18 protein-coding genes and 1 pseudogene are annotated in these 23,214 nt (G+C 32.3%); 7 read left to right on the forward strand and 12 right to left on the reverse strand.

What is annotated here, in order from left to right; all coding sequences use genetic code 11:
• Positions 1-1,165: 1,165 nt before the first annotated feature.
• Positions 1,166-1,468 carry a hypothetical protein gene (locus ABH960_RS28210; RefSeq protein WP_404449718.1) on the reverse strand — a complete coding sequence of 101 codons (303 nt, stop codon included), beginning with the start codon at positions 1,466-1,468 and terminating at the stop codon, positions 1,166-1,168.
• Positions 1,469-1,707: 239 nt separating this feature from the next.
• On the opposite strand from ABH960_RS28210, the gene ABH960_RS28215 reads away from it, so the two are divergent.
• The 3 genes from ABH960_RS28215 (at position 1,708) to ABH960_RS28225 (ending at position 4,413) form a co-directional block, all read left to right on the forward strand.
• Positions 1,708-2,493: a sulfotransferase family 2 domain-containing protein gene (locus tag ABH960_RS28215; protein ID WP_404449720.1), complete on the forward strand. Its 786-nt coding sequence runs from the start codon at positions 1,708-1,710 to the stop codon at positions 2,491-2,493.
• A 365-nt stretch (positions 2,494-2,858) separates the two neighbouring features.
• Positions 2,859-2,960, forward strand: a complete 102-nt coding sequence (locus ABH960_RS28220) for a YjcZ family sporulation protein (protein WP_000505688.1) — start codon at positions 2,859-2,861, stop codon at positions 2,958-2,960.
• Positions 2,961-3,852: 892 nt separating this feature from the next.
• Positions 3,853-4,413 (forward strand): helix-turn-helix transcriptional regulator, encoded by a 561-nt coding sequence (locus ABH960_RS28225; protein WP_404449722.1) that lies wholly within the window; start codon positions 3,853-3,855, stop codon positions 4,411-4,413.
• Positions 4,414-4,500: 87 nt separating this feature from the next.
• Here the strand turns inward: ABH960_RS28225 and ABH960_RS28230 are convergent, their stop codons facing one another.
• Complete coding sequence (locus ABH960_RS28230) at positions 4,501-5,043, reverse strand: GNAT family N-acetyltransferase (protein ID WP_404449724.1); 543 nt, start codon at positions 5,041-5,043, stop codon at positions 4,501-4,503.
• A gap of 190 nt (positions 5,044-5,233) precedes the next feature.
• On the reverse strand, positions 5,234-5,416 hold the full coding sequence (locus ABH960_RS28235; protein ID WP_000875167.1) for a hypothetical protein: 183 nt from the start codon (positions 5,414-5,416) through the stop codon (positions 5,234-5,236).
• An 839-nt stretch (positions 5,417-6,255) separates the two neighbouring features.
• Here ABH960_RS28235 and ABH960_RS28240 point away from each other — a divergent pair.
• Positions 6,256-6,702: a CPBP family glutamic-type intramembrane protease gene (locus ABH960_RS28240; protein WP_404449726.1), complete on the forward strand. Its 447-nt coding sequence runs from the start codon at positions 6,256-6,258 to the stop codon at positions 6,700-6,702.
• Positions 6,703-6,783: 81 nt separating this feature from the next.
• On the opposite strand, the gene ABH960_RS28245 is transcribed toward ABH960_RS28240, so the two are convergent.
• Both ABH960_RS28245 and ABH960_RS28250 read right to left on the reverse strand, forming a co-directional pair.
• Positions 6,784-6,978 carry a hypothetical protein gene (locus ABH960_RS28245; RefSeq protein WP_098883859.1) on the reverse strand — a complete coding sequence of 65 codons (195 nt, stop codon included), beginning with the start codon at positions 6,976-6,978 and terminating at the stop codon, positions 6,784-6,786.
• Between the two features lie 93 nt (positions 6,979-7,071).
• On the reverse strand, positions 7,072-7,413 hold the full coding sequence (locus tag ABH960_RS28250) for a DUF4257 domain-containing protein (RefSeq protein WP_000961794.1): 342 nt from the start codon (positions 7,411-7,413) through the stop codon (positions 7,072-7,074).
• Positions 7,414-8,102: 689 nt separating this feature from the next.
• On the opposite strand from ABH960_RS28250, the gene tnpB reads away from it, so the two are divergent.
• The gene (tnpB, locus tag ABH960_RS28255; protein WP_404449729.1) at positions 8,103-9,224 is read left to right on the forward strand and encodes an IS200/IS605 family element RNA-guided endonuclease TnpB; all 1,122 of its coding nucleotides are present in this window, start codon (positions 8,103-8,105) and stop codon (positions 9,222-9,224) included.
• A gap of 418 nt (positions 9,225-9,642) precedes the next feature.
• On the forward strand, positions 9,643-10,179 hold the full coding sequence (gene lepB / locus ABH960_RS28260; RefSeq protein WP_404449731.1) for a signal peptidase I: 537 nt from the start codon (positions 9,643-9,645) through the stop codon (positions 10,177-10,179).
• A gap of 149 nt (positions 10,180-10,328) precedes the next feature.
• Here the strand turns inward: lepB and ABH960_RS28265 are convergent, their stop codons facing one another.
• From ABH960_RS28265 to ABH960_RS28285, 5 genes and pseudogenes are all read right to left on the reverse strand, one after another.
• A complete protein-coding gene (locus ABH960_RS28265; RefSeq protein ID WP_404449733.1) occupies positions 10,329-12,197 on the reverse strand; it encodes an adhesin in 1,869 nt (622 codons plus the stop codon).
• A 16-nt stretch (positions 12,198-12,213) separates the two neighbouring features.
• The gene (locus ABH960_RS28270; protein ID WP_404449735.1) at positions 12,214-13,641 is read right to left on the reverse strand and encodes a hypothetical protein; all 1,428 of its coding nucleotides are present in this window, start codon (positions 13,639-13,641) and stop codon (positions 12,214-12,216) included.
• 699 nt (positions 13,642-14,340) lie between these two features.
• Positions 14,341-15,311: pseudogene (locus ABH960_RS28275) on the reverse strand (sigma-70 family RNA polymerase sigma factor).
• Positions 15,312-15,333: 22 nt separating this feature from the next.
• Positions 15,334-15,564, reverse strand: coding sequence for a hypothetical protein (locus tag ABH960_RS28280; RefSeq protein ID WP_000533695.1), 231 nt, complete (start codon positions 15,562-15,564; stop codon positions 15,334-15,336).
• A gap of 272 nt (positions 15,565-15,836) precedes the next feature.
• Positions 15,837-17,150, reverse strand: a complete 1,314-nt coding sequence (locus ABH960_RS28285) for a DNA primase (protein ID WP_404449737.1) — start codon at positions 17,148-17,150, stop codon at positions 15,837-15,839.
• 2,877 nt (positions 17,151-20,027) lie between these two features.
• On the opposite strand from ABH960_RS28285, the gene ABH960_RS28290 reads away from it, so the two are divergent.
• Positions 20,028-20,777 (forward strand): MerR family transcriptional regulator, encoded by a 750-nt coding sequence (locus ABH960_RS28290; protein WP_404449739.1) that lies wholly within the window; start codon positions 20,028-20,030, stop codon positions 20,775-20,777.
• A gap of 25 nt (positions 20,778-20,802) precedes the next feature.
• On the opposite strand, the gene ABH960_RS28295 is transcribed toward ABH960_RS28290, so the two are convergent.
• Both ABH960_RS28295 and ABH960_RS28300 read right to left on the reverse strand, forming a co-directional pair.
• The gene (locus tag ABH960_RS28295) at positions 20,803-22,251 is read right to left on the reverse strand and encodes an FtsZ/tubulin family protein (RefSeq protein WP_404449741.1); all 1,449 of its coding nucleotides are present in this window, start codon (positions 22,249-22,251) and stop codon (positions 20,803-20,805) included.
• Positions 22,251-22,685 (reverse strand): hypothetical protein, encoded by a 435-nt coding sequence (locus ABH960_RS28300; RefSeq protein ID WP_064472955.1) that lies wholly within the window; start codon positions 22,683-22,685, stop codon positions 22,251-22,253. Before ABH960_RS28300 ends, ABH960_RS28295 begins: the two co-directional genes overlap by 1 nt.
• Positions 22,686-23,214 lie beyond the last annotated feature (529 nt).

Here is a 23,214-nt window from a genome sequence, read left to right on the forward strand (position 1 = left end):
TCTTTCTTTACAAGTTGCAATGGAACAGTTAGATTTTTTCTAACTGTTCTTTTGTTAGTTGTCACTTTTTAGGCAAACGTTCATATATTAACTGTGAACAACGGCCGATAGAAGATTGACCCTACCTCTCTAAGAGCACTTTTCACGGTGTTCTTTTTAAATAAACAAATTAGATACCAAATAGCGTTTTTGTTAAATTTCTTTCACCTTTTAACTGGACGAGCATATGTTATTGTATAGAGATTCTCCACTCATAGATTCCTACCTTTCTAAGAGTACGCTTAAGAGTGTGCTCTTTTCATTTGTTACTGTTGCGATAGGTAAGACTTTGAAGTTATCTCCATCTTTTCCCCCGCTTAACACTGTACGTGCGACTTTCATCGCATACAGCGCCCCATCTTATTCTTCTATACTAAAGCAACTAGATTACAAACAATGTTGTACTCACCAACGTATTAATTCCCCTTTCTTACGAAAGGTCACATCATCTTACTCGATCCTGTGAGTTACATCTAATTGATTTAGTTTTCAAAGAACAAGACTAGGGACTATCCCTCCACATTTATTACATGCTTCTTCGGTACTATGTCCCCACCTTCACAAGAATAAAGTAATTTCGGTTCGTTAGAACCTTATGTGCACCTGTCTGCTAGTAGGCGTTGATGACAGTTTCTTGCTTACCACGTTCCAATTGACTTAGCTATACATATATCCTTAGGTGCTTGCTTTAAGCCTGTTATCTTTACACCCTCATCGTTAGATGTTCCGAATTTCATATCATTTACTCTTACTTTTCGGTAGATAACGTCGTCATTGACGACATACACATTTCTAATGTATTAAGCGTTTAGACCCGTACATTCGCAAGTTCGCCAGTCCATTTGGACATTCTCACCATAGATATTTTGTAGCATCCCGACCTATCCATCACCATATGATTTTTCACTTAGGTTTTGTTCAGCCGACTTCACCTAGCTTCATACAATTTGTGACTACTATCACGCCTTGCATGTAGGAGTATCAGATAAGTAGTTTCAGCTCAACCTGACGGCTTTCATTCCTACTTTCAGTCAATCAGTTGTTGTTATCAAATTGATAACCCTCCTATTTCGTGTTTGCACACTTATGAGGAAACGTGTCGCACAAATAACGCTTTTGTTTAGTTTTATTTCTTTAGAATTCTTTCTGGATCAATCTCCCAATCTTCACAAATCTCACATAGATCAAATGCAATACAATCACTTTTAAGATGTACTTCCATACCACCTTCATCAAAATGACTAGGACCTAATAACTCAGTAAACTCTTTTAATTGGTCAAAACGAAGCCATATAATAAGTTTGTCGTCAATCCAATCCATTTCTTTATCTTCACAAAAAATATATAAGTCTAATGCATCCATTTCCCATTCCCCTTTTCGTATAATCTTTTTTATATCGTACATACTACCTACAAGCCGACTTCCCACGGCTTCACTCTTTTCAAATCGGAGCTCTCTCCTCCGTATTGTTTTAGAACATGGCAGGTAACTCAGTCAATTACCTGCCATCTTTACGTATAATTGTAAAGATTCTTGTACAAAATAACGCTTTCATTTCAAAATTATATTGTTTTAAATTATCTATTCTACTTCTCTTTTCTTGTTCATATGCCAAGTTCTTTATTCATACACTAAAAATAATTAACATAACTGAATGGGGGCTAACTATGTCTTTTGCAAATATTATTAAACAAGGACGCGTTCCCCACTTTAATTCTAACTTCCCTTTGATTTTATTTTGGAGTCAGAAAAGTGGCTGTACTTCTCTTGCACATTGGTTTTTTTATCAAATAAATTTATTTAAACAAGCCATAAAATACGATCCCTTCATCCATAATTATGAAAATGAAATATACAAAAACTCCTCGGACTACTTTATTGAACTAGCTTCAGCTTTACATACAAACAGAAAAGATACCTATAAATTAGTGAGAAACCCCTATACAAGAGCTGTAAGCTCATTCTTTTCACTAATTCCTCCCCCTTACATAGAAAACCCAGCATGGAATCCTATTCGGAATTTTTATTATGGTAATGAATTTTGTAATAAACCCATTTCATTTAAAATCTTTCTCTACTACTTAAAAGCGCAAATGACAGATTTAGAACAAGTAGATCCACATTTAATGCAGCAATATGAATCAGGTGAAGAGGAGTTTGTTACAAAGTATATCTACCTTGAAAATTTCTCTAACGAAATTGTGCGCCTAGAACAAATATATCAACTAAAAACTTCTCCTTTACACATACTAACCAAGTCATGGCATCATCAGAATGACAGGGCGATTTTTAGAGGTAATTTTGCAGATGCTGATATTACTGATCCTTTATTCCCACGCCTCCCAACATACGATAGTTTTTATGATCATGAAGCTATCCAATTAGTACAGGATATTTTTAATAAAGACTTCAGCACGTACAAATACCCATTAACTCCTTTAAAAAATAAGTGATTTTCTAATTGCAGTTTCATATATTATAGAGAAACTTAAATTCACCTATTTAAGTTTCCTCATAAAACTCTCGTAGTAAGTTGGGACACTGGAGGCAGTGTCTTTTCTTTATAAAATTTACATTAAATTAATAAAACTTTATAAACAGTTGTAGTAAAATAGAATTAGGTGGGAACCCAGATATATTTGTGCTGTAAAAAGTTTTATGTAGGTCAAGTAGAGAGAGACACTTTGAAGGCGGTGTCTTTTCTTTATTTTCAAAAGGGACCTGCTCAATTAATGCCTAAAAACATAAGGTAAAGTGAACCCGTTAAAATACATGAATGACCCCGTGTTTTCCCCTCCTATCTAAAGGAGGAACTATTATGGGATTTGGTGGTAGTTGTAGTAGTTGTGGTGGCGGCTTTGCTTTATTAGTTGTATTATTTATTTTATTAATCATAGTTGGAGCTAGCTGCTTCTGCTAAAAAACTATTGGGAAAGACACTCTTATATGGGTGTCTTTTCTTTATGCGTTAAAAAGCCCACCTATTTCCGTAGGTGGGCTTTATCTTTATTACACAATACCAAAGTATACTCTCATTTTCTCGTAAACTTAATGCAATTATACATATTCGGTAAAATTACACTAAATAAATATTACACGTAGTAAAATATCACTTGTGGACACGTTCTATAAAGCAGATTCTTCGATTAGAAGGCGTAACACATCTCAACTATATAGATGTGGCGTTGCTTTAATCTAGCCAAACAAATGATCTCGATTCTCTTGTATTTGTACACTAACAATCTGGTGAAAATAAATGATTCTGTTTTATAGGACGTGTTTGCTTAATGTCAAATACATATTATTAAAATTAAAGTGGTTCAAGTCGGAGGAGGGCACCTTAGGGTGTCTTTTCTTTATTAATTCAATTTGTAAATTAATAAAAAAAGACTAGCAGCATATACTAGTCTTCTAAATGAGGTATCACCACACCGCTATCAAGTTAAGAAATACATTCTTCCCCAAAATGAAAAAAACGAACTAAATTTCTATGGACAACTATGAAAAGATAAAATTTTCGTTTTGGGGACACTTCAAAATACTAGCTTGATGGACATGGGGTACTAACGGCAAAACGCAGATTTTATACGCTAAGACAGTTCCTAAAAGTGAAATCCCATCATTGCTAATATAAAAAACAACTAGCCCCCGCAAGAGGTATTAGTTGACGTAAAATTCGTTGTAGGAAGTAAAAATAAAGAGAAAATCGCATGATAAAACATTTTTACACTTTAAAATCACGTTATTATAAAGAAATTTGGTAGTCTTTAATTAGCCTTTAACTTAACCTTAAACTTAAGGGAGATGTATAAATGAACATTGGTAAACAGATACAATATTTTCGTAAACGGGATAGTATGTCCCAAGAGGCGTTAGCAGAAAAAATTCATGTTTCCAGACAATCTATTTCTAATTGGGAAAATGAAAGGAACTATCCAGATATTCATAATTTATTAATGATGAGTATTCTTTTTAATGTCTCCCTGGATGATTTAGTTAAAGGAGATGTAAAGATCATGAAAGAAGAACTTCAAAAATCAACTTTCTTTAAGTGGAGTTACATTATGTTAGTATTAATGTTTATACTTCCTATTTCTATTGCACCTGTATTTCACTTTTTTGGTTATTATGGCCTTATAATACCTTTGGTACTCACGATTTTGCTTATGCTTTCATCACAGCAAGTTGAAAACATAAAAAAAGAGCATAATTTAAAAACTTATCGTCAAATAGTTGATTTTATAGAGGGAAAACCTATAAGTGAAGCAAAGTCTAATATAAAAGATAAATTATTAAAAATAGGTTTGATGCTTGCAAGTGCTTTAATTAGTTATAGTTTGATTTATTTGGGATTGAGTGTATTTGGAAGATAACTTATAAAACTATTAAAAGTCCTCCGGATTGTTTAACTGGAGGACTTTCGTGTTCACATAATTCTCGATATCGGAAGTAGAATGATTTTAATTATTCCACTCGCTTTTTAGTAGAGAATAACTGATAACATCGTTCGGATAATTATTTTGATACATATATTCTCTTAATACTCCATCTTGTTTAAAACCAAATTTTTGTACTGACCTATGTGAGGCGACATTGTCTGTAAAAATAATTGCACCAATCCTATTTAAATCCGATTTATTAAATCCATATGTAATAACAGTTCTTACGGCTTCTGATATATATCCTTTTCTCCAATAATCCGGATGAATCTCATAACCTATTTCTGTACGTTTATGTTGAGGACTCCAAGCATGAAACCCTATTGTTCCAATGAATTTATTTTCTGTTTTTGTAACAATTCCCCATCGAATTCCTTTTTTATCATGAAAAGCACGCTGAAAGTTCTCGACAAGAGTCTCTGCTTCCTTTAAATCTTTAAAAGAATTCATACCGTAAAATCGTGTTACATCGTCTTTTGAAAAGTAATCAAAAATAGCTTTTGAATCCTCTTTTGTAATTTCTCTTAATATTAATCTTTCTGTTTCTAGAACTGGAAATGACATAATAGTTACTCCTCCTTTTGTATTTAGTTTATTTCGCTATGAATATATTTAAATCCTATGTAAATAATGACGAATACTATATTCATGTGAAGTTAACATAACGTCTCATTATCGGGATTCAATGTATTTAGAAAACTATTAAAAGTCCTCCATATTATTTAACTGGAGGACTTAATATCACTTTTTTGCTTTATTTTTTCTCACTAATTTTAAGCCGTTTTGCGTTTATGAAAAATGCGCTTCCAATTGTGAATATAACGGAAGAGATATACATTGTTATCCCTGAGTATTTATTATCGAACATTGTAATATTAAGTAAATTAATGAACATCATCAATATAAGTGATATGTACAATCCATTAATATATTTCACTTATGCCCCCCCTTCCATTTTACTTTTCCCTATTTTATCACTTAATAGAGGTGATATGTTGTTTGTTTGCGGTTGAATATTGTATACATACTTGGTTAACATAATGTCCTATTATCAGTAGCAAAGAAAAGGAGGAACCTAACTCTCACAAGGGAACCTCTTTTTTTCGTTCTATGGACCTATGCATTTTTTTATACATTCCTATCCTGGCGCGGTTTTAGGGTTCTTGTTTATTACTAAATCAGCCGAAAATTCGCATGGAATTTTGCATACTCTTAACCTGGGGGGGTTCTAAAAACCTGACAATACCCCTCACATAAAATCTCCTTTTGTACAGAAATAATAGAGTTATTGTAAAAATGCTGGTCATATTATTCAGTAATTGGGCCAGGTTATAGAGTGATTTTATTAATTGTTTCGTTAAGATTGTGAAGAAGTGTATTTAAGTCAACGTAGCAGTTTATTTTAAATGAGGGAGGATTTATCGAAAGACATTATACAATCTCAAATTATGCACCACATATAAGAAGAAAAAACATAGCTCTAACCAGAACACAATAAAAATTATATATATGCATAATTGCATTTAAAATCACCAATGATAATGTTATACTAATATCAACCAAGAAGCATCCAACAAACTATGATTAATCACTACATTTTCTTTCAGAATAGGTCAACGTATAAAAAGGCACTATATATAGTGTCTTTTTATATACCTAAATTATTACTAGATTAGAAGTACACCTATTTATAAACCGTAAATAGGACACGGCAGTATAGGAGAATATATCAATAATTCAGAAGACACAACATTATTTTTATCATTTAAAAACACTATGGTTTATTCTGGTCATGACTTTTGCATCTTTCTTGTTACCAATCCCCACCAGTTTTCTACCAGGAGGATTACAAAAAAAACCATTGAAGATGAATATTTATGGATTCAAATAGTGGATGGCATAGTCATTGCACCTTTATTAGAAACAACTCTATACCAAATGTTTATATTTTGGATTTTAAAATTAATCCCCGGTATGGAAAAATACAATAAATCAATTATCTTTATTTCAGCTATTATATTTGGATTGAGCCACAATTTTAGCTATACTTATATGTTATATGCTTGCATTATGGGTTTGGTATTTGCGTACTCTTATTGGATTTATACAAGAAAATATGAGAATGGACATCCAAAATTTCCACCATTTTGGATTGTATGGTGTATACATGTTTTACATAATATTGTTGTATTTTTATTGAAAATTTTCTTATTCTATAAATAATACTTAATAACATGTTGCCCGATAAAGAAAAGAAGCTGGTGGATAAATTCTCCACCAGCCTCTTTCTATCTTGCTATTCAATTAGAAGCTAACCGTCGCTGCTTCCTCTCCTGAACTAATCATTCGTTGTTCAATCTTTCCTAGCAGTTCCTTTATCTTATCTGAATAAAGTTTAACTGCTTTCGTAGATTGAGCATTCTTAAGCTCTTCTGTCCATGCTGCTAAATCTTCCTTTTCTTGATCATCTAGATAATCAAAAACTTCCTTTCGAGACATGGGGCTCACCTCAACTCAATTCTCTTTATTTGGCCGTTGCATAACCAAATCTCCTCATCTCTCTATTTCTATTTATACCAGATTACTCCTCTTTTATTCCTTATTCTTTTTTTCGAGTTCGTTCAATTTCTTTGAAATCGACTGAATCTCGTCGGTTTTTACTTGTTCCGTTGCCAAGCGATTGTGCAGCAGGAAGGCTTGCCCTGAAATCCCAGCAAGAATACTCACCTTAAGAATATCCATCATTGTTTCAGGGTTAAACATTGCAACACCAACGAGTGAAGCAATACTGCCTACAAACATCTCTCCCAAGAAACCCGGGTGAAATGCAAGCTTGCTCTTACGAGGCAACAAGAACTTTTTATTTGTGATGTAATGACTAGCCAATCCTGAGACCATACCAGCCACAACTGACACAATTACTGTAACCAACATAATATGCACCCCTTTTTGAAAAACTTTTGATATTGCAGCAGCAGTTTCTATTTAATAATTAGTTCCTATGACATAGCATCACCCCTTTCAGGCAAAAACAAATAACCTTCCAGGAAAATGAATTGTTTACACAATGAAATAAAGTAACATAAAGTTCCTTTTTGTGTAATTTCATTAACCCGAAAGGTTATAAGTAGTTAGTGATATAAAAAAGAAAAAGAAAAAAATGCAACTAAATTATATCACAATGAAGTTTGTTTTATCTTTAAATTCAGAAAATTTATTCTGTTATTTAACTTTCTCAAGTTAACAAATCAAATTCTTTGATACCTTTACACTTTCTAATAATTCGAAAGCCTGATTATTATTTATTTTTTCAATCTGCCATCAATTATGCTGTATATTACACTACAATTTTGATGAATATAGAATTCCAGTATCTCAAATGCTACCTTTTTATCCTCTACATTTTCAAAGTTACATAAATTTATCATTTTAGCCAAGAAGACTCCTTCCTCAAGGAGCGTGAAGGATCACAGTCCAGTGAGTAGGTGGGAGATGAATTGGCTTCGAACAAGGGGTGGCAGGAAGCCATCTTAATTGTTCGACATACATAAAGTGTTACTCCACTATCTATCGAATGTACGTTTGGTATATAATAGTCATATACCGAAATGGAGGTGAATGAAATGATGATCAATAAAGCCTATAAGTTTCGTATCTATCCAAATAAAGCACAAGCAATTCTAATCAACAAAACGATTGGTTGTTCTCGCTTTGTATTTAATCATTTCCTATCCTTATGGGATCACGCATACAAAGAAACAGGAAAAGGCTTGACCTATGGTACATGCTCTGCCAAACTACCTGCCATGAAGAAAGAGTTTGTTTGGCTAAAAGAAGTGGATAGTATTGCGATTCAGTCGTCTGTTCGCAACCTTGCGGATGCCTATACACGCTTTTTCAAAAAACAAAACAGCGCCCCGCGCTTTAAATCTAAGAAAAACAACGTACAATCTTATACCACAAAACAAACAAATGAAAACATTGCTGTTATAGAAAACAAAATTAAATTGCCAAAACTAGGGCTTGTTCGATTTGCCAAAAGTCGTGAAGTAAAGGGACGTATTGTAAATGCTACAGTTAGACGGAACCCTTCTGGTAGATATTTTGTGTCATTGTTAGTTGAAACAGAAGTACAAGAACTTCCGAAAACACATTCTTACATTGGAATAGATGTAGGACTAAAAGATTTCGCTATTTTGTCAGATGGAAGAACCTATAAAAATCCGAAGTTTTTTCGATCATTAGAAGCTAAGTTGGCGAAAGCACAGCGTGTTCTTTCTAGAAGAGTGAAAGGATCTTCTCGCTGGAATAAGCAACGAGTAAAGGTAGCTAGAATTCATGAATACATTTCAAATGCTAGAAAAGATTACTTAGACAAAATCTCAACTGAAATCATCAAAAACCACGATGTTATCGGTATTGAGGATTTGCAAGTATCGAATATGTTAAAGAATCATAAGTTAGCAAAAGCAATTAGTGAAGTATCTTGGTCGCAATTTCGATCCATGTTAGAATACAAAGCAAAATGGTACGGCAAACAAGTCATTGTCGTATCGAAAACATTTGCTTCCAGCCAATTATGTTCTTGTTGTGGATATCAGAACAAAGACGTTAAAAATCTAAACCTACGTAAATGGGACTGTACTTCTTGTCGTACACACCATGATAGGGATATTAACGCAAGTATCAATATAAAAAATGAAGCGATAAGGCTTCTAACCGCAAGGGCTGCGGGGTTAGCCTAATCAATTAGAGTTCAATAGAACTCTTTACTTAGGAATCCCTCACTTCTAAACGAAGTGAAAGTGGGGGTAGTTCAAAAAGGTGTTATAAAAAACAAACATCATAGCTAAAACGCCTAACACTAAAAATAATCTCTTAATCTTCATCCTTTCACAATGTGATGTTCTCCAAAAAACGCTAAAAAGCCCTTTTCGGAGTTATGTTTAAAAAGTAAGTAAAAATAAAAAACTTAAACTATCTTTGAAAATCGAAACCCCGAAAGGGCTATAGTAGTTATAGATATAAAAAATTGAAATTAAAAAAGTATACTTAATTTTAACAAATTACACCTACAAAAACAATAATATTCAGAATATTCAATCCATTAAATCTATGTTATGATGAATATTATAAACCTTCAGAATGGAGTTTGATCTTAAATTGAAAAAACGTCTAATTTCTGTTTTTCCAATATTAATATTTATAATTGGCGTTACCTTACTTTTACTAAGACAGTTCGTTTTTTTTCCATATAAGGTTTCTGGAGTTTCTATGGAAAACTCCTTATTTAATAATGACAAGGTTTTAATTAATCACCTCACCCATTCAATAGAAGATCTGCAAAGATTTGATATAGTTGTTGTTAATTCCCCTCTAGAAAATACTTCTAATAATAAAACAATTATAAAAAGAGTAATTGGTTTACCTGGAGATACAATAGAATATAAATCACAACAGCTTTATATAAATGGACTTGTGGTAAAAGATCTATACTCAAAAGGTAAAACAGCTGATTTTTCATTAAAAAGTATTTATGGTTTCGATAAGGTTCCGAATGATACTATTTTTGTATTAGGAGATAATCGCGAGGAAAGTTTAGACAGCAGATTTAAAAAAATAGGCTTTATACCTTTGAATAATATAGAAGGCAAGATAGTTTTACGCTATAAACCATTCAATAGACTCATGAAATTTTAATACAATTAATTAAACATTAAAAAAAAGCTCCAACTGTAGGACAGTCGGAGCTTTTTACAATATAATTTTGATTAGTTAAGTTTTACTGATACAAAAACTTATAGATGAACCTTCTAAAATCTTCGCTATTATAATTTTCCGCTAAAATCTTATTTAGCTACATCATTAGAATTTGATGCAAGTAATCCATTACCCTGCTCTTTAGAAGTTGTTCCTGCAGTTTTCTGTTCTGGCTTTTGCTCTGGTTTCTGCTCTGGCTTCTGTTCTGACTTTTGCTCTGGTTTCTGTTCTGGTTTCTGTTCTGGTTTTTCTTTCTCAAGAACTACCACATTTACTGTTTCAGTTGAGCTGTTTCCTGCCTTATCGGTTGCCATTACTTGAACTGATATTGCGCCCGGCTTACTTGTATCATACGCTCCTACTGTTACTACTGGATTTGGATCTTTATTATCTTTTACACTCACTAAACTTCCTGGACTTAATTTATCTCCTACATGTACTGTTACACCTTGATTCGCTGTTATTATTGGTGCTTCCGTATCCTTCTCTTCTTCCTTTTCCACTACTGTTACCGTTGCAGTTGAACTGTTACCCGCATTATCTGTTACCGTTACTTGAACTAATATTGTGCCTGGTTTACTTGTATCATACGCTCCCACTGTTACTACTGGGTTTGGATCTTTATTATCTTTTACACTTACTAAACTTTCTGGACTTAATTTATCTCCCACATTTACGTTTACACCTTGTTTTGCTGTAATTACTGGTGCTTCTGTATCTTTTTCCTCTTCTTTTTCAACTACGTTAACAGTTACTGTTGTACTTGAGCTATTTCCTGATGCATCTGTTGCCGTTACTGTTACTTGAATTTCCCCTGCCTTACTTGTATCGTACGTCCCCACTGTTACTATTGGATTCGGATCTTTATTATCTCTTACTTCTACTAAGTCTCCTGCATTTAGACTATCTCCTACATGCACTGTCACACCTTGCTTCGCTGTAATTACTGGTGCTTCTGTATCCTTTTCTTCTTCCTTTTCTACTACTTTAACGGTTACTGTTGTACTTGAGCTATTTCCTGATGCATCTGTTGCCGTTACTGTTACTTGAATTTCCCCTGCCTTACTTGTATCGTACGCTCCTACTGTTACTACTGGGTTTGGATCTTTATTATCTTTAACTTCTACCAAATCTCCTGCATTTAAGCTATCTCCTACATAAACAGTTACACCTTGTTTTGCTGTAATTACTGGTGCCACTGTATCTTTTTCAGGTTTCTCTGGTTTTGTTGTACCACCATCGTTACCATCCCCACCCGTTGGTGGTTCTGTACCTCCTCCACCATCGTTACCATCTCCGCCTGTTGGTGGTTTTGTATTTCCTCCACCATTATTACCTTCACCACCTGTTGGCGGTTTCACTTCCCCGACACCTGTGTCACCAGAAGTTGGTGGTTTTTTATCATTATTAATTGGAGGTATTGAGTTATCTGCAATAGCCACTCCATCATTGATATTTAGATCGCCACCAAATACAAAGTTCTTACTATCCTTATTATCCGAGACAGAAGGATTATTTGTTGCTGATGCTATAGAAGAATTTAAATCCGAAAAACGATTACTTGATTTATCACCGTCAATAACTGATGCTAAGTTTCGGTCTGAATTTATAGCTGCGGTTGCAATTGAATCCGTTAAATCATCAAATTTCTTTTTAGTTTTGTTATCTTCAATGATACTGGCTAAATTTTGATCAGAGCTACGTTTTGCATTATCAATGATTTCATCAAAATCATTAGCATTTAAATTTTCAGTTTTTTCATTCTTACTTTCATCTTTTTTCTCATCTTTCTTCTTTTCTTTTTCACTATCCTTTTTCTTTTTAGATACTGATGCTGTTTTAATGCTCTTTTTTTCTGAAGAAAACAGCGAGCAGCCTGTAACTACCCCAACACTTAAGGTAGTTACAGTAGTTGCAAGTAAAACTTTCTTGAAGATTTTCGAATAATCTAAAGGCACAATCAATTCCTCCCCATTACCAACCTGCACTTATAGTTGCTACAGAAGTAGCAGAACTATTAGGTGTAGAATTATTAATTTTTTCGAGTAAATCTTTATTTCCAACCTTTTGAGCAAACTTTTTAGCTTCCTCAGATTTATTTAATTTCAGATAACTATTAACAATAATTCCTTCTCTTCTGCCATCAAGTGGCACTTGATCTATTAATTTGATAACTTCTTCATGTTTGTTATCTAATGCAGCAATTTCAAAATTAATTAGTGGATTTTTTGTTTTTAATTCTTTTACTTTTTTCAAATTATCTACAGCTATATAATATGAAACTATTGATTCTGCAAAATCTTGTTCTAAGTCAATTGCCTTTTGTGCTTTACCACTTAATAGATACGTAAATAAAACTGCCTTTTTATCTTCTTTTCCTAACTTTTTATAATCGACTTTATCAAATTCCAAGGCAGCATCTTGATATTTTTGAACTGCAGATAACCTTAATCCATTTATTAAATTTGCATTAACTTCTAAACTATTTACATTATTTGCAGATGCAGCCTGTGAATTTTTCATATCGCTAAAGGCAAAACCTGCTACTAATAATAAAACAATTGATGCGACTCCTATAATAGCGTACTTATACTTTTTCATATTATTTAAGATTCCTTTTTTATCGATTACTACTTTCTCATCCTGTTCAAATTTAGTTACATTTGCTAGATTTCTTTCCTTATTTAAATTAATTTCATCACTTTCTGGTTCCCTTTTAGCCACAACTATTTTTTGTCTCTTTTGAGCTTCTTCTATTTTCTTTTCTTCCTCTAATCTTCTTTTTCTTACTTCTTCAAGTTTTTTCTCTTCTTCTTTCCGTCGTGCTTTTGCCTGTTCCCTTGCTTCTTCCTCGGCCTTTCTACGTGCTGCCGCTTCTTTACGTTCCCTTATTTCTTCCTCGGCCTTTCTACGTGCTTCCTCTTCTTTACGTTCTCTTGCTTCTTCCTCTGCTTTTCTACGTGCTTCTGCCTCTTCACGTTTCCTTGTTTCTTCCTCGGCCTTTCTACGTGCTTCTGCTTCTTTACGTTCTCTTGCTTCTTCTTCCGCCTTTCTACGCGCTTCCGCTTCTTCACGTTCTCTTGCTTCTTCTTCTGCTTCTGGTAGTTCTATATTAAAATCGCTTTCAGAAGTGCTTGATTGTTTTTGAATTGTTGTAATCCAATCAAGAGCCGGATTACTATTTGAAGCTTCATTTTTAGGTGTATTTAAAACTACACTTTCTTCTCTATTTTCACTTTGTTTCAACGGTTGATCTGAATGCTCTTGTTGGAATTTCTCACTTACTTGATGCTCATGGGTATCCCCATATTGTTCTTCTTCCTCAGCTAGTAATCGTTCTCGTCGCTCTTTTTCTTGTCTAATCCTTTCCTTAATTACGTTTCTTTTTCTATTATTTTGCATATAACAACAATGGCCTCCTTTCTATCGGTACCTCATTAATGAGAGTAATTAAATTATTAATCCTTCATAATTAATCATGAGATATTTCTACAGAAAAACTAAGGGGAATTAGAGATAATATTATTTTTTTAAGCATGATAAATAAAAAAAAGGATAAATAGGTAGCACCCATTTATCCTTTTTTTATTTATCATCTATTGAGTTTATCGTTTTCCGACAGAAAACTCCTTCCTCAAAATGTGAAAGTGTGAAACACCAATTTTAGGTGGGAGATGAATGTCGCATGGCATAAGCCAACATGTTTACTACCATTTACTTGTACAGATTGCTCTTTGAAAACTGAAGATATGAGGTTGGTTGCAGAAAAATGTTGCAACCGTAAAATCTTCAACGTTCTTGCGCCCCACGTTTGCCGAAGTTGCGAAAACCAAGCTAAAGTAGGAAGCGTGGTGAGTCAACGTACAAGATACTTATGTTTTCACCGTAGGGACTACGGGCAGAGCATGCTAAGATAACCGGTGGATACATCGGTGTTCGCAGGAATCTCCCACTTCAAACAGTCCGTAAGGACGTTAAGTGGTGAGTAGTTCGAAGTACATGTTATACCCTTAATACATCAATTTGTTTCCAACTTTTAGATACAAAAAGATACAACACGCTCTTTATACTGTATATTCCGAAAAATATAAATATATATTTTTACGCCATATTAAGTTCATCCATTACTTTCAACTTTTCATGTAGTAGATTAAAAATTTCATCTTTATAGTCACATTTCTTCAATTTTTTAATTGCTTCATCCTTTATTTGTGACACTCTTTCCGTTGTTATCATAAGTGCTTTTGCAATTTCTTTATGCAAATACACTTTACCATCTAGAAGACCAAAACATAGATTTAGTACCATCTTTTGCTTTGGATTTAATACTTCATCAAATATTAACCATATCTCGTAATTTAAGTCCTCAATTACCATCTCATTTGTTGACGGAATTGCTGAACTATCATCATAGAATGGATTTGATATACCTATATCTTCATTTATTGTATCTATATCCAAAGTCATAGTAGTAGCTCGCTTATAATATACGTTGTGCCTAATGACTGTTTCGCTAGTTACATTTAACTCTTTTACTACTTCTTCCACTGAAGGGGTTCTGTTGTACATTTGTAGATATTTATCTTCTAACTCAACATATCTTAAATTAAATTGATTCACAGAATTAGGGATTTTAAAAGGCCCAGACTTTTTTTTACATATAATTCCTAACATACTTTTTTTATCCACCAAAAAGCGTACGTGGAAAAACAATAACCTAAAGCCGGATTAAAATCTTCCATTGCCCGTAACATTCCCTCATTACCTTGTTGAACCAGATCCTCAAACTCTATATCAGGGTGCTTGTTTTTGTACTTTCTTGCAATAGATAATACTAGTCCTACATTCACATGAAACAAATAATCACGTAAATCCTTTTCACCATGTTTGTACCGCTGAAATAATTTTAAACTTTCTTGTTTTGATAGTACCTTATAATTCCCAATTCCCTTAATTTCAAAAGTGTTTCCTTCTAGATTAGCCATTGGCTTAATACTTCTTGCAGTAGAACCTTGTGTTATAGTTTTATTTAATGACTCATCGCGATTCAAGCTGCTATATGATTGATTCATACCCATTCCTCCCTTCTCGTTTTTAACGAATTGTTTCTAAAAACATCTTTGTCTCCTTTTGTACGTTACTAATCAACTTACAATTCCTTGCGCATGTATTGGCCACTTCTTTATGTGCTTTCGTTTTTCTCAATTCTATATAAATATCGCATCCTTTGCAGATGCTACCAATACCTTCCATTATTTCTAATTGTCTTCTTCTTTCATATAAAAACTGCTCTTTCGTTTTCTTCTCGCTTACCCGTCTCCCCATTTGTTTCACCTCGTATACATGAATAGTATTATTTAGTAATTAAAAACTACTATCGATATTACATAGATACGAAACTTCGCCTTCAAAACTCTTCCAAATTTCTCCTGTATGTATATGATATAGGATTATAACAAAATGTAAAATGAATTATTCTAAAAATTAAAAAAATTACCGATATATTAAAATATCCATCATTTCCTTATAATTTAACTAATTATATTTATATAAATCTTAATAATCATCAAGGTTTATATATACAATTTAAATAGCATTTATCTCACTTTCTCTATTGCTGGAATATAATCGTTTAACAATAAATCATCTAGCCCCTTTCCAAGATTAATATCCCAACTTGCATAATTAATGCTTATCCCTTCTTGATAAAGCGCTTGCGCACATTCTAATAAAGACCGCTGAACATCTGAATTTGTAATCATATCCATATCTAAAGCGAACGTCGCCTGTTTAACTCCCATTTTTTTTAATGGTTCAATTAATATTCTCCATACTTTAACCCCAGGTATTGATACAACTGTGGTACCATACATTACTTTTTCCTCATTTGTTAGAAGCTCGTCTAAGTTTTCAGCAGAAATATCAGACTTTAGACTCCCTTCTGAAATCCATACATTATCCTTTTTTATTAGTTCTCCACGTTCCAAACTTTTCAACTCTCGACTAGGTACTGCTACATGTATTGGCAATGGGTTCCCAGCTCCTGTTCCATGGAATTTCCCACCTGAGCTGATCCAAATATATTTACTTTCTAACTTTAATTGTACTTCACCTAATTTTTCACCTTCATAATTAATTTCATACCATTCTTTAACATCGATTTCACCTTTAAATATAGACTCTATCTTCCCATTAATTTCATAGGTCACCTCTATAGTATTGGGTTGCTCAATAACTTCTGCCTTAAAGCTTGGTTTATGATTTTTTACAACTGTCATATATTCAGGATTATCAATTCTACATTGAAAACCGCATATCTGATTATATATATTTCTCTGCGGTATTAATAAAGAATCTCTCCTTCCTGCAAACGTGAAATATCTTCCATCCATTGTTTCTTTTGCATAAAATCCTGGAATTCCAACAATATAGCTTGTTTTCCCCCCTACTTTGTTTATTAGCTCTTTCGTAGTATCCCAAGGTTTAAGAGGAAAACTTTTGTAATTTCTAACATTTATTACTTCTCTTGTAATCCTGCGTTTTGATCCCCTTAACATTTTAATATGTTCATCTCGCACGTCTAGAAATTCTAGGAATAAAGTGTAAATAATATCAAGAGTGTAATCATTTTTCTTCCTATGTTCCTTAATCATTTGATTTTGAGAAAATTCATATCCCCTTTTTTGATCCTCAGCTACTATATGTAAATAGCCTGCTTCCCCGAATTTTGTTTCTGATGAAATTCGTCCGCATATTATTTTGGTTTCAGAATCATTAACCATGCACCATCCTTGCTTACCACATATAGGGCACGTTGTTCTATAATATTCAAACCATCTCTCATTACTCCCCTTATTCATGCTTCTCACTGGTCTTAATATTCTACTTGCTGCTAACTTTTCAATTGACATCACATATCCCCTTTTCCCTTAATCAAATAAAAAAGCCCTTTGGAATACGGAGGTTAAATACCACACAAACGTGTAATTTAATCCGTAACCCGAAGGGCTTTATGTAATCACTAGAAAATAAAAAATTTACAAGTTATAACAATAATATACTAAAAATTCTTAATTTAATCAAATAATCTCCAGATTTTATTAAACTCCACACCAAAATTATACATGAGCATCTCACTCCTTAACCCCTTTTGGACTCTTTGAAGTGAGAACTTCTTCAGAATCAGATGCTATTTTAGCAATCTATATTTACCAAGCTATAAGGATCCCCGTTATTAACAGTTCATTAATGTTTCTCTGCTGAATTTTTTTGATACAGTATATTCCCTACTAACCAATTAATTGCGCTATTAAACGCATTACTGTTTACCATAATATATCCTTTGTAAACAATCATCATAACTTTATATTTTGTCCAAAATTAATTAGTCCTACTTAAAAACAATTTAGACCAATGACTATAAAACAATCATATAATTATCAATCTCATGTCAATATCCACAAAAAATCAATACATCTTCCCCACATTTGACATTGACATATCAAATGAGATTAACATGTTAAATGAAGCGCGCCAACTTTATCACTAGTATTCACCGATTAACATTAGCAAGCGGACACTTATCAAAAATATTTATACCTATCTAAACTGCAAGATCTATATTAGTTGAACATTAGTCTATTGCAGCAGATTGTACGGTAGTATGTTAATTAATAAACTAGCCTTGAAAATATTTTAATGCTAGTAAGATATAAAAAAGAAACAACATGAAACTATCAATCTCATGTTGATACCGATGAAAAGATAACTGATTTTTAACCTCTCATTTGTTATTAACATATTAACTGAGATTGACATGTTAAGCACTTATTTTCTCTTGATATCAACATCATTCCGATTAAGATTAACATGACATTGACAACCTGGTGTTAAAAAGAAGAAATGTTTATTAATTTCAAAATTTCAAAGTCTATATCGGCTGGATTTTGTCTTCTGTGGTAGTTTTCTCTAAGTGAATCTAGTGTCAATTCATCCTAGAAAATGTTTCGATACTATCAAAACATAGCTAAAAAATCAATCGAGTAATAAATGATGACAGCAATTCAATGATTTTCACCCTTTATTTATCATTGACATATAGTTAAAAAATAACACATAGAAAGGAATACTATCTGTATTGTTAATCTTATATCAACAATTCGTATTTAACATTAATATAACATTAACAATTAAGTAGTTGAAATACGCAAAAATACAGATCTCGAAGACCCAAGATCTGTATTGGTTAAAAATTTATCTACCACAACAGATTTCTATCGAAATATCAAAAAACACTCTAAAAGTACACTAATCGTGATTAGGAACTAACAAAAAATCAATAATTTTCCCTTTATTTATCATTAACATGTAGCCTGAAATTAACATGTTAAGTGCTTATTTTCTTTTGTTATCAATATTGTTCTAATTGATATTGATATAACATTAACAATAAGTCGCCAAAAAAGAAGAAGTGTTTATGGTCTTCAAGATTTCAAAATCTATATTGGTGAAAATTTTCTTCTGTGGTGGTTTGCTCGAAGCGAATCTAGTGATGATCTATCCTCGAAAATGTTTTCACACTATCAAAAAATAGTTAAAATTTGATCGTAACAATAAATGACGACAGCAATTCAATGTTTTTTCAACCTTTGTTTATCATTGACATATAGTCTAAAAGTAAAGCGTAGAGAGAAATGATATCTAAATTGTTAATGTTATATCAACAATTTTCGTTTAACATTAATATGACATTAACAATTAAAAAGTGCATAGAAGCAGATTTGGGGATTTCAAAATCCGCATTAGTTAAAAATCACTCTAAAAGAACTATAGTTATGGTTAGAAACTAGCAAGAACTTCATACAATCGATAATTTCTTATTAGCGTCAAAAAAATAACAGTTTTCTCTTTATTTATCATTGATATATAACCTGAGATTGACATGTTAATAGAGTTTGTTGTCCGTTAGTAATAGTGTCATATCAATTATCATTAACGCGTATTGACATAACATTAACAATTGTTGATTCTAACGTTGAAAATATACATACAAATAGAGTTTTAGATTCTATATCTATTAAGAGGCCTTTTTTATAACAAAATCCCCCGGATAAGTCGGGGAGGATATCATTCTTGAAGGCATTTTGATAGTAGCCAAAAATAATAAATCGCTTTTTATTACTTCCGATCTAAAAGTAGCAATTGTATAAATCAATTTTGATTATATAGAGATTCCTTGTAAAGGGCGGTTCCTCCTATAAAAAATGAGTTTATATTAAAAGCAATTCAATAACCTTCATGTGCATTCTAAAGACCTACTGAGGCCAATAAACTATACATTTCTTAGCTTTCTACTACCGAGTATCATAAATTATAATAAATATAGCCCTTTATTTATTATTAGTATGGGCTTTTTGTTCTACATTTATACATACTTTTTAGCTTTTAAGTCTTTAAGTTTAATGCTATATCCTCATAATTTATTTACAAATCACTAATATTTTCTTATCATTAATATATTGTAGGCTAATTTGTTAATTTCATAGCAATAATAATCATTAATAACTAACGGATTATTAACAGGACATTAACAATAGTTAATTCAAGATCTTGATTTATCAACTTCATGTTAACAAGTGATACTTTATATATCAATGACACATTTCATGTGAATGTCGATCAACAAAGGTATTGAGGTTTATATCACCGAAAGATACTTAACATGTTAATCTCATTTTATATGTTAATTACATTTTGCTATGGCCATTATATTTCAAGGAGGTATAACGATGATTGAACAAGATAACAAAAATACAACTGAACATATGGAGTCCAATAATACAAACTCTAGTCATGAAGATACTTTTGAAAAAGCTTGGCGAATAACAGAGTTTTCTAAATTAGTAGGTCGACATCATAACACTGTATACAATTGGTTCAATATCCTAGAGGAAAAGGGGTTACACGGAACATTAAGAACCAATAATACAAACGAAAAGTTATATAACACACTGGATTTAGACATAGCTTTATTTATCAAACTAAAAAGGGATGAAAAGTGGTCGCTAGATGCAATTATTGAGCTTTTACCACATCAATTTGAACTAAGACCAGTTTCTCCAGAAAATCAAACCAGTGAAGTCTCATCCCAATTAAACATGCAGGAAGCTGCAGCGACTATTGAAAAAATAGTAGAACAAAAAATTCAAATGCATTTACAAAACATTGAATTAGAGTATCAAGGAAAGTTCGAAGATGCTATACGTGCGGTGCTACCTGCACCAGAAGACCCTGAGAGGTTAAAAGAGCGCCAAAGACAAGAAAGACTAGATAATATAATTATTCAACATAGAGCGCGTACAGAGTTAAGAAAACAAGCTGAAAAAGAATGGAATACACAGCCAGAAGAAACTCGTATTAAAAAAGTTGGTTGGTTTAAAAAAGAGGAAGATCTTGCGAGAAAACAACTTTTCATAGAAAACTATATTGATGAGAACATGATTGAATACATGCAAAATGTAATGAAAACAGAAAAATAAGCCTGGAAAATTCCAGGCTTATTTTTTATTTTGTTCCGAACATCTTATCAGGATCCATAAATGCGGCTAATTCTTCATCATTTAGCGTTTGCGGTTCTTCATCTTTCTCTGGTTCTAATTCAAAGTAATCACCAAAGTTAATATTGAAATCATCGTCCGAGTCTTGCGCTTCAATAGTAGTAATTTGAGACTTTGTATATTGAATTTGACTTTGTTTTTCCTTGAATTCATTATATTCTTCTACTAATCCTTTAGATAATCGAGATGGTAGTGCATCTGTCTTATAGAAAGTATACACGCTACTCATAAAGTCATTTTTACTAACTAAATAACCATTAAAAACAGTTCCATTGATTGGTAGTTTATTTGTTACTTCTACTTTTGCATCATCCATAAATGAATCATCAAGGTTCTTCTGTTCATCTAAAATTGCTAACATCCCAAAATGATGTACCTTTGATGCCTCTAAATCTCCATTTTCATTTGTCTTCATCAGATCAATAGGGTGATGGAATGAGCTTCCTTTCAATGATTCTGAGAACATATCTACAATTTCTTTACTGTTTTCAATTTGATTCATATTACGTGAAACCTTATTAATTACTAAACAGCCTGTTCTTTCTAGTAAAATTCGTTTAAAGTCCTGAGAATCTAGAATTACTGATGTTCCTGAACCGTTTGCAGCTGTATTTAACTCATGAATAATATCTCCAATACGCTGATTTGCATAGTCTCGTGAGTTTCCGATGCCTTTTTTCTCATTCTCGTTTAATCCCTTAAACTCATCATAGAAATGTTGGTTATCTGCAAATACAACAAATGCAACGCCTTTCGCTGGATCATTAGCTAACTTCCAAATTTCTTGTGAAAATTTATTCACCTGTCTTAGTACATCCGGCCCATCTGCTCTAACTGGAAGTGTAACCACAATACCCATTTTAATAAAATCTTTACGTTCAATTGCATTATTGAAAGCAATTCTTGCATACTTTTGTTGATTTTTGATTAATTCTTCTCTAGGAATTTTCATTGCCATACTTTTAAGTTCTTCAGCAATTACAGGTTTATTATGAAAAGCAGAGAATTCTTCAATTGCTTGAATAATTGTAGATGTACCTGTACCACCACCTAAACCTGCAAAAAATAGCACTAACTCATCAGTTGGTCTGACACGTTGCGTTATAAATTCTTTTAGTTTGTCCTTAGCTTCTTCATTAGATTCTAACACCTTTACAGCACGCTCAGGATTCTTACCCAAACCACCTAATTTTAGTGAAACTTGGTTGCTTTTTGGCACGTTTTTCAGTTCTGCTAAATCCCCATCATTACTATTCAATGCTAGGCAATTATAAACTGCTGTACCGTCTGTATGCTTATACTCAGCAAACTTATCTACCATTCTAGTTCCAGCTTGACCAAAACCAACCATAGTCATTTTCACTGCTACTTCGTTTTTCAGAAAGTTTTTTGCCATTATTTTATCTCTCCCTTATTCTCATTACTTTTCTTACGTTTGCTTAATTCAACTAATACTTGCTGCCCCCTAATAGTTGAAATTAAAAACTTATACGGATGCATAATTTTTTCTGTTATTAATGACATTGAAGCTAAAGTAGCAACACTACCTTCCGCTGATCTTCTTGAAATGTTAGTTCTTTCAAGTTCTAATGAATAGGATTTACCCTTAGGTTTCTTTACTCTCCTATCAATAACAACACTTTCTACTATCTCATTTATTGAAATACCTCTCATATATTTTGTTTCTTGGTATTGTTTGTTTACTTGAGATCCTATGTAATGAAATACATTGTAGAGTATTTCGTCTTCTTCAATAATGTCTGCAAACATTTCCACAACTTCTTCAGTAAATTTGTTTTGTTTATATTTTTCACTTAATACCTCGTTCAAGTTGTTCCCCCCTTAAAACGTTGGTTAATTATTCCTAAAAATATATTACACCATTGCAAGACGTATATCAAGTCATTATATATAAGACTTATATCAAGTTGTTATATATAAGGCTTATATAAGATTCACAAAATGTAAAATTGAACTAATGTCTTATATACCAACAACAATTATATAAGACTTACATGAAAGTCGTTCATATAAGCAGTGAACAAAACATGTTAATATCAGGTTTCATATAACTAACAATAACTATTAAATTATAAATATGGGTGCAGTATTTATGTATATTTTTATCTAGAATTATAATTCCGATATATAATACTTCTAAAATAACATTCTATTATCATGGTCATTAGATTTATACGTCTTATATATAAGAACTACATATAAGATGTACAGAAAAACACTTATCATTAAAGGTTTTATATACTTTCATATTAATTTCATGTCAATAAAATATTACCAAGAAATTTCATACGTCATATTTGAAAGACTTATATAAAAGACTTATAAATAAGACGTGTAT

Origin of the sequence: Bacillus sp. RC252 (assembly GCF_044909215.1) — a bacterium.
In the GTDB taxonomy this organism is placed as follows: Bacteria; Bacillota; Bacilli; order Bacillales; family Bacillaceae_G; genus Bacillus_A; species Bacillus_A mycoides.

Bases quoted from the DNA above. Each gene is read 5' to 3' on its own strand.
- ABH960_RS28215 (WP_404449720.1), top strand. From the start codon at position 1,708: ATGTCTTTTGCAAATATTATTAAACAAGGACGCGTTCCCCACTTTAAT.
- ABH960_RS28220 (WP_000505688.1), top strand. From the start codon at position 2,859: ATGGGATTTGGTGGTAGTTGTAGTAGTTGTGGTGGCGGCTTTGCTTTA.
- ABH960_RS28225 (WP_404449722.1), top strand. From the start codon at position 3,853: ATGAACATTGGTAAACAGATACAATATTTTCGTAAACGGGATAGTATG.
- ABH960_RS28230 (WP_404449724.1), bottom strand. From the start codon at position 5,043: ATGTCATTTCCAGTTCTAGAAACAGAAAGATTAATATTAAGAGAAATT.
- ABH960_RS28240 (WP_404449726.1), top strand. From the start codon at position 6,256: ATGGTTTATTCTGGTCATGACTTTTGCATCTTTCTTGTTACCAATCCC.
- ABH960_RS28245 (WP_098883859.1), bottom strand. From the start codon at position 6,978: ATGTCTCGAAAGGAAGTTTTTGATTATCTAGATGATCAAGAAAAGGAA.
- ABH960_RS28250 (WP_000961794.1), bottom strand. From the start codon at position 7,413: ATGTTGGTTACAGTAATTGTGTCAGTTGTGGCTGGTATGGTCTCAGGA.
- tnpB (WP_404449729.1), top strand. From the start codon at position 8,103: ATGATGATCAATAAAGCCTATAAGTTTCGTATCTATCCAAATAAAGCA.
- ABH960_RS28270 (WP_404449735.1), bottom strand. From the start codon at position 13,641: ATGCAAAATAATAGAAAAAGAAACGTAATTAAGGAAAGGATTAGACAA.
- ABH960_RS28280 (WP_000533695.1), bottom strand. From the start codon at position 15,564: ATGGGGAGACGGGTAAGCGAGAAGAAAACGAAAGAGCAGTTTTTATAT.
- ABH960_RS28285 (WP_404449737.1), bottom strand. From the start codon at position 17,150: ATGTCAATTGAAAAGTTAGCAGCAAGTAGAATATTAAGACCAGTGAGA.
- ABH960_RS28290 (WP_404449739.1), top strand. From the start codon at position 20,028: ATGATTGAACAAGATAACAAAAATACAACTGAACATATGGAGTCCAAT.
- ABH960_RS28295 (WP_404449741.1), bottom strand. From the start codon at position 22,251: ATGGCAAAAAACTTTCTGAAAAACGAAGTAGCAGTGAAAATGACTATG.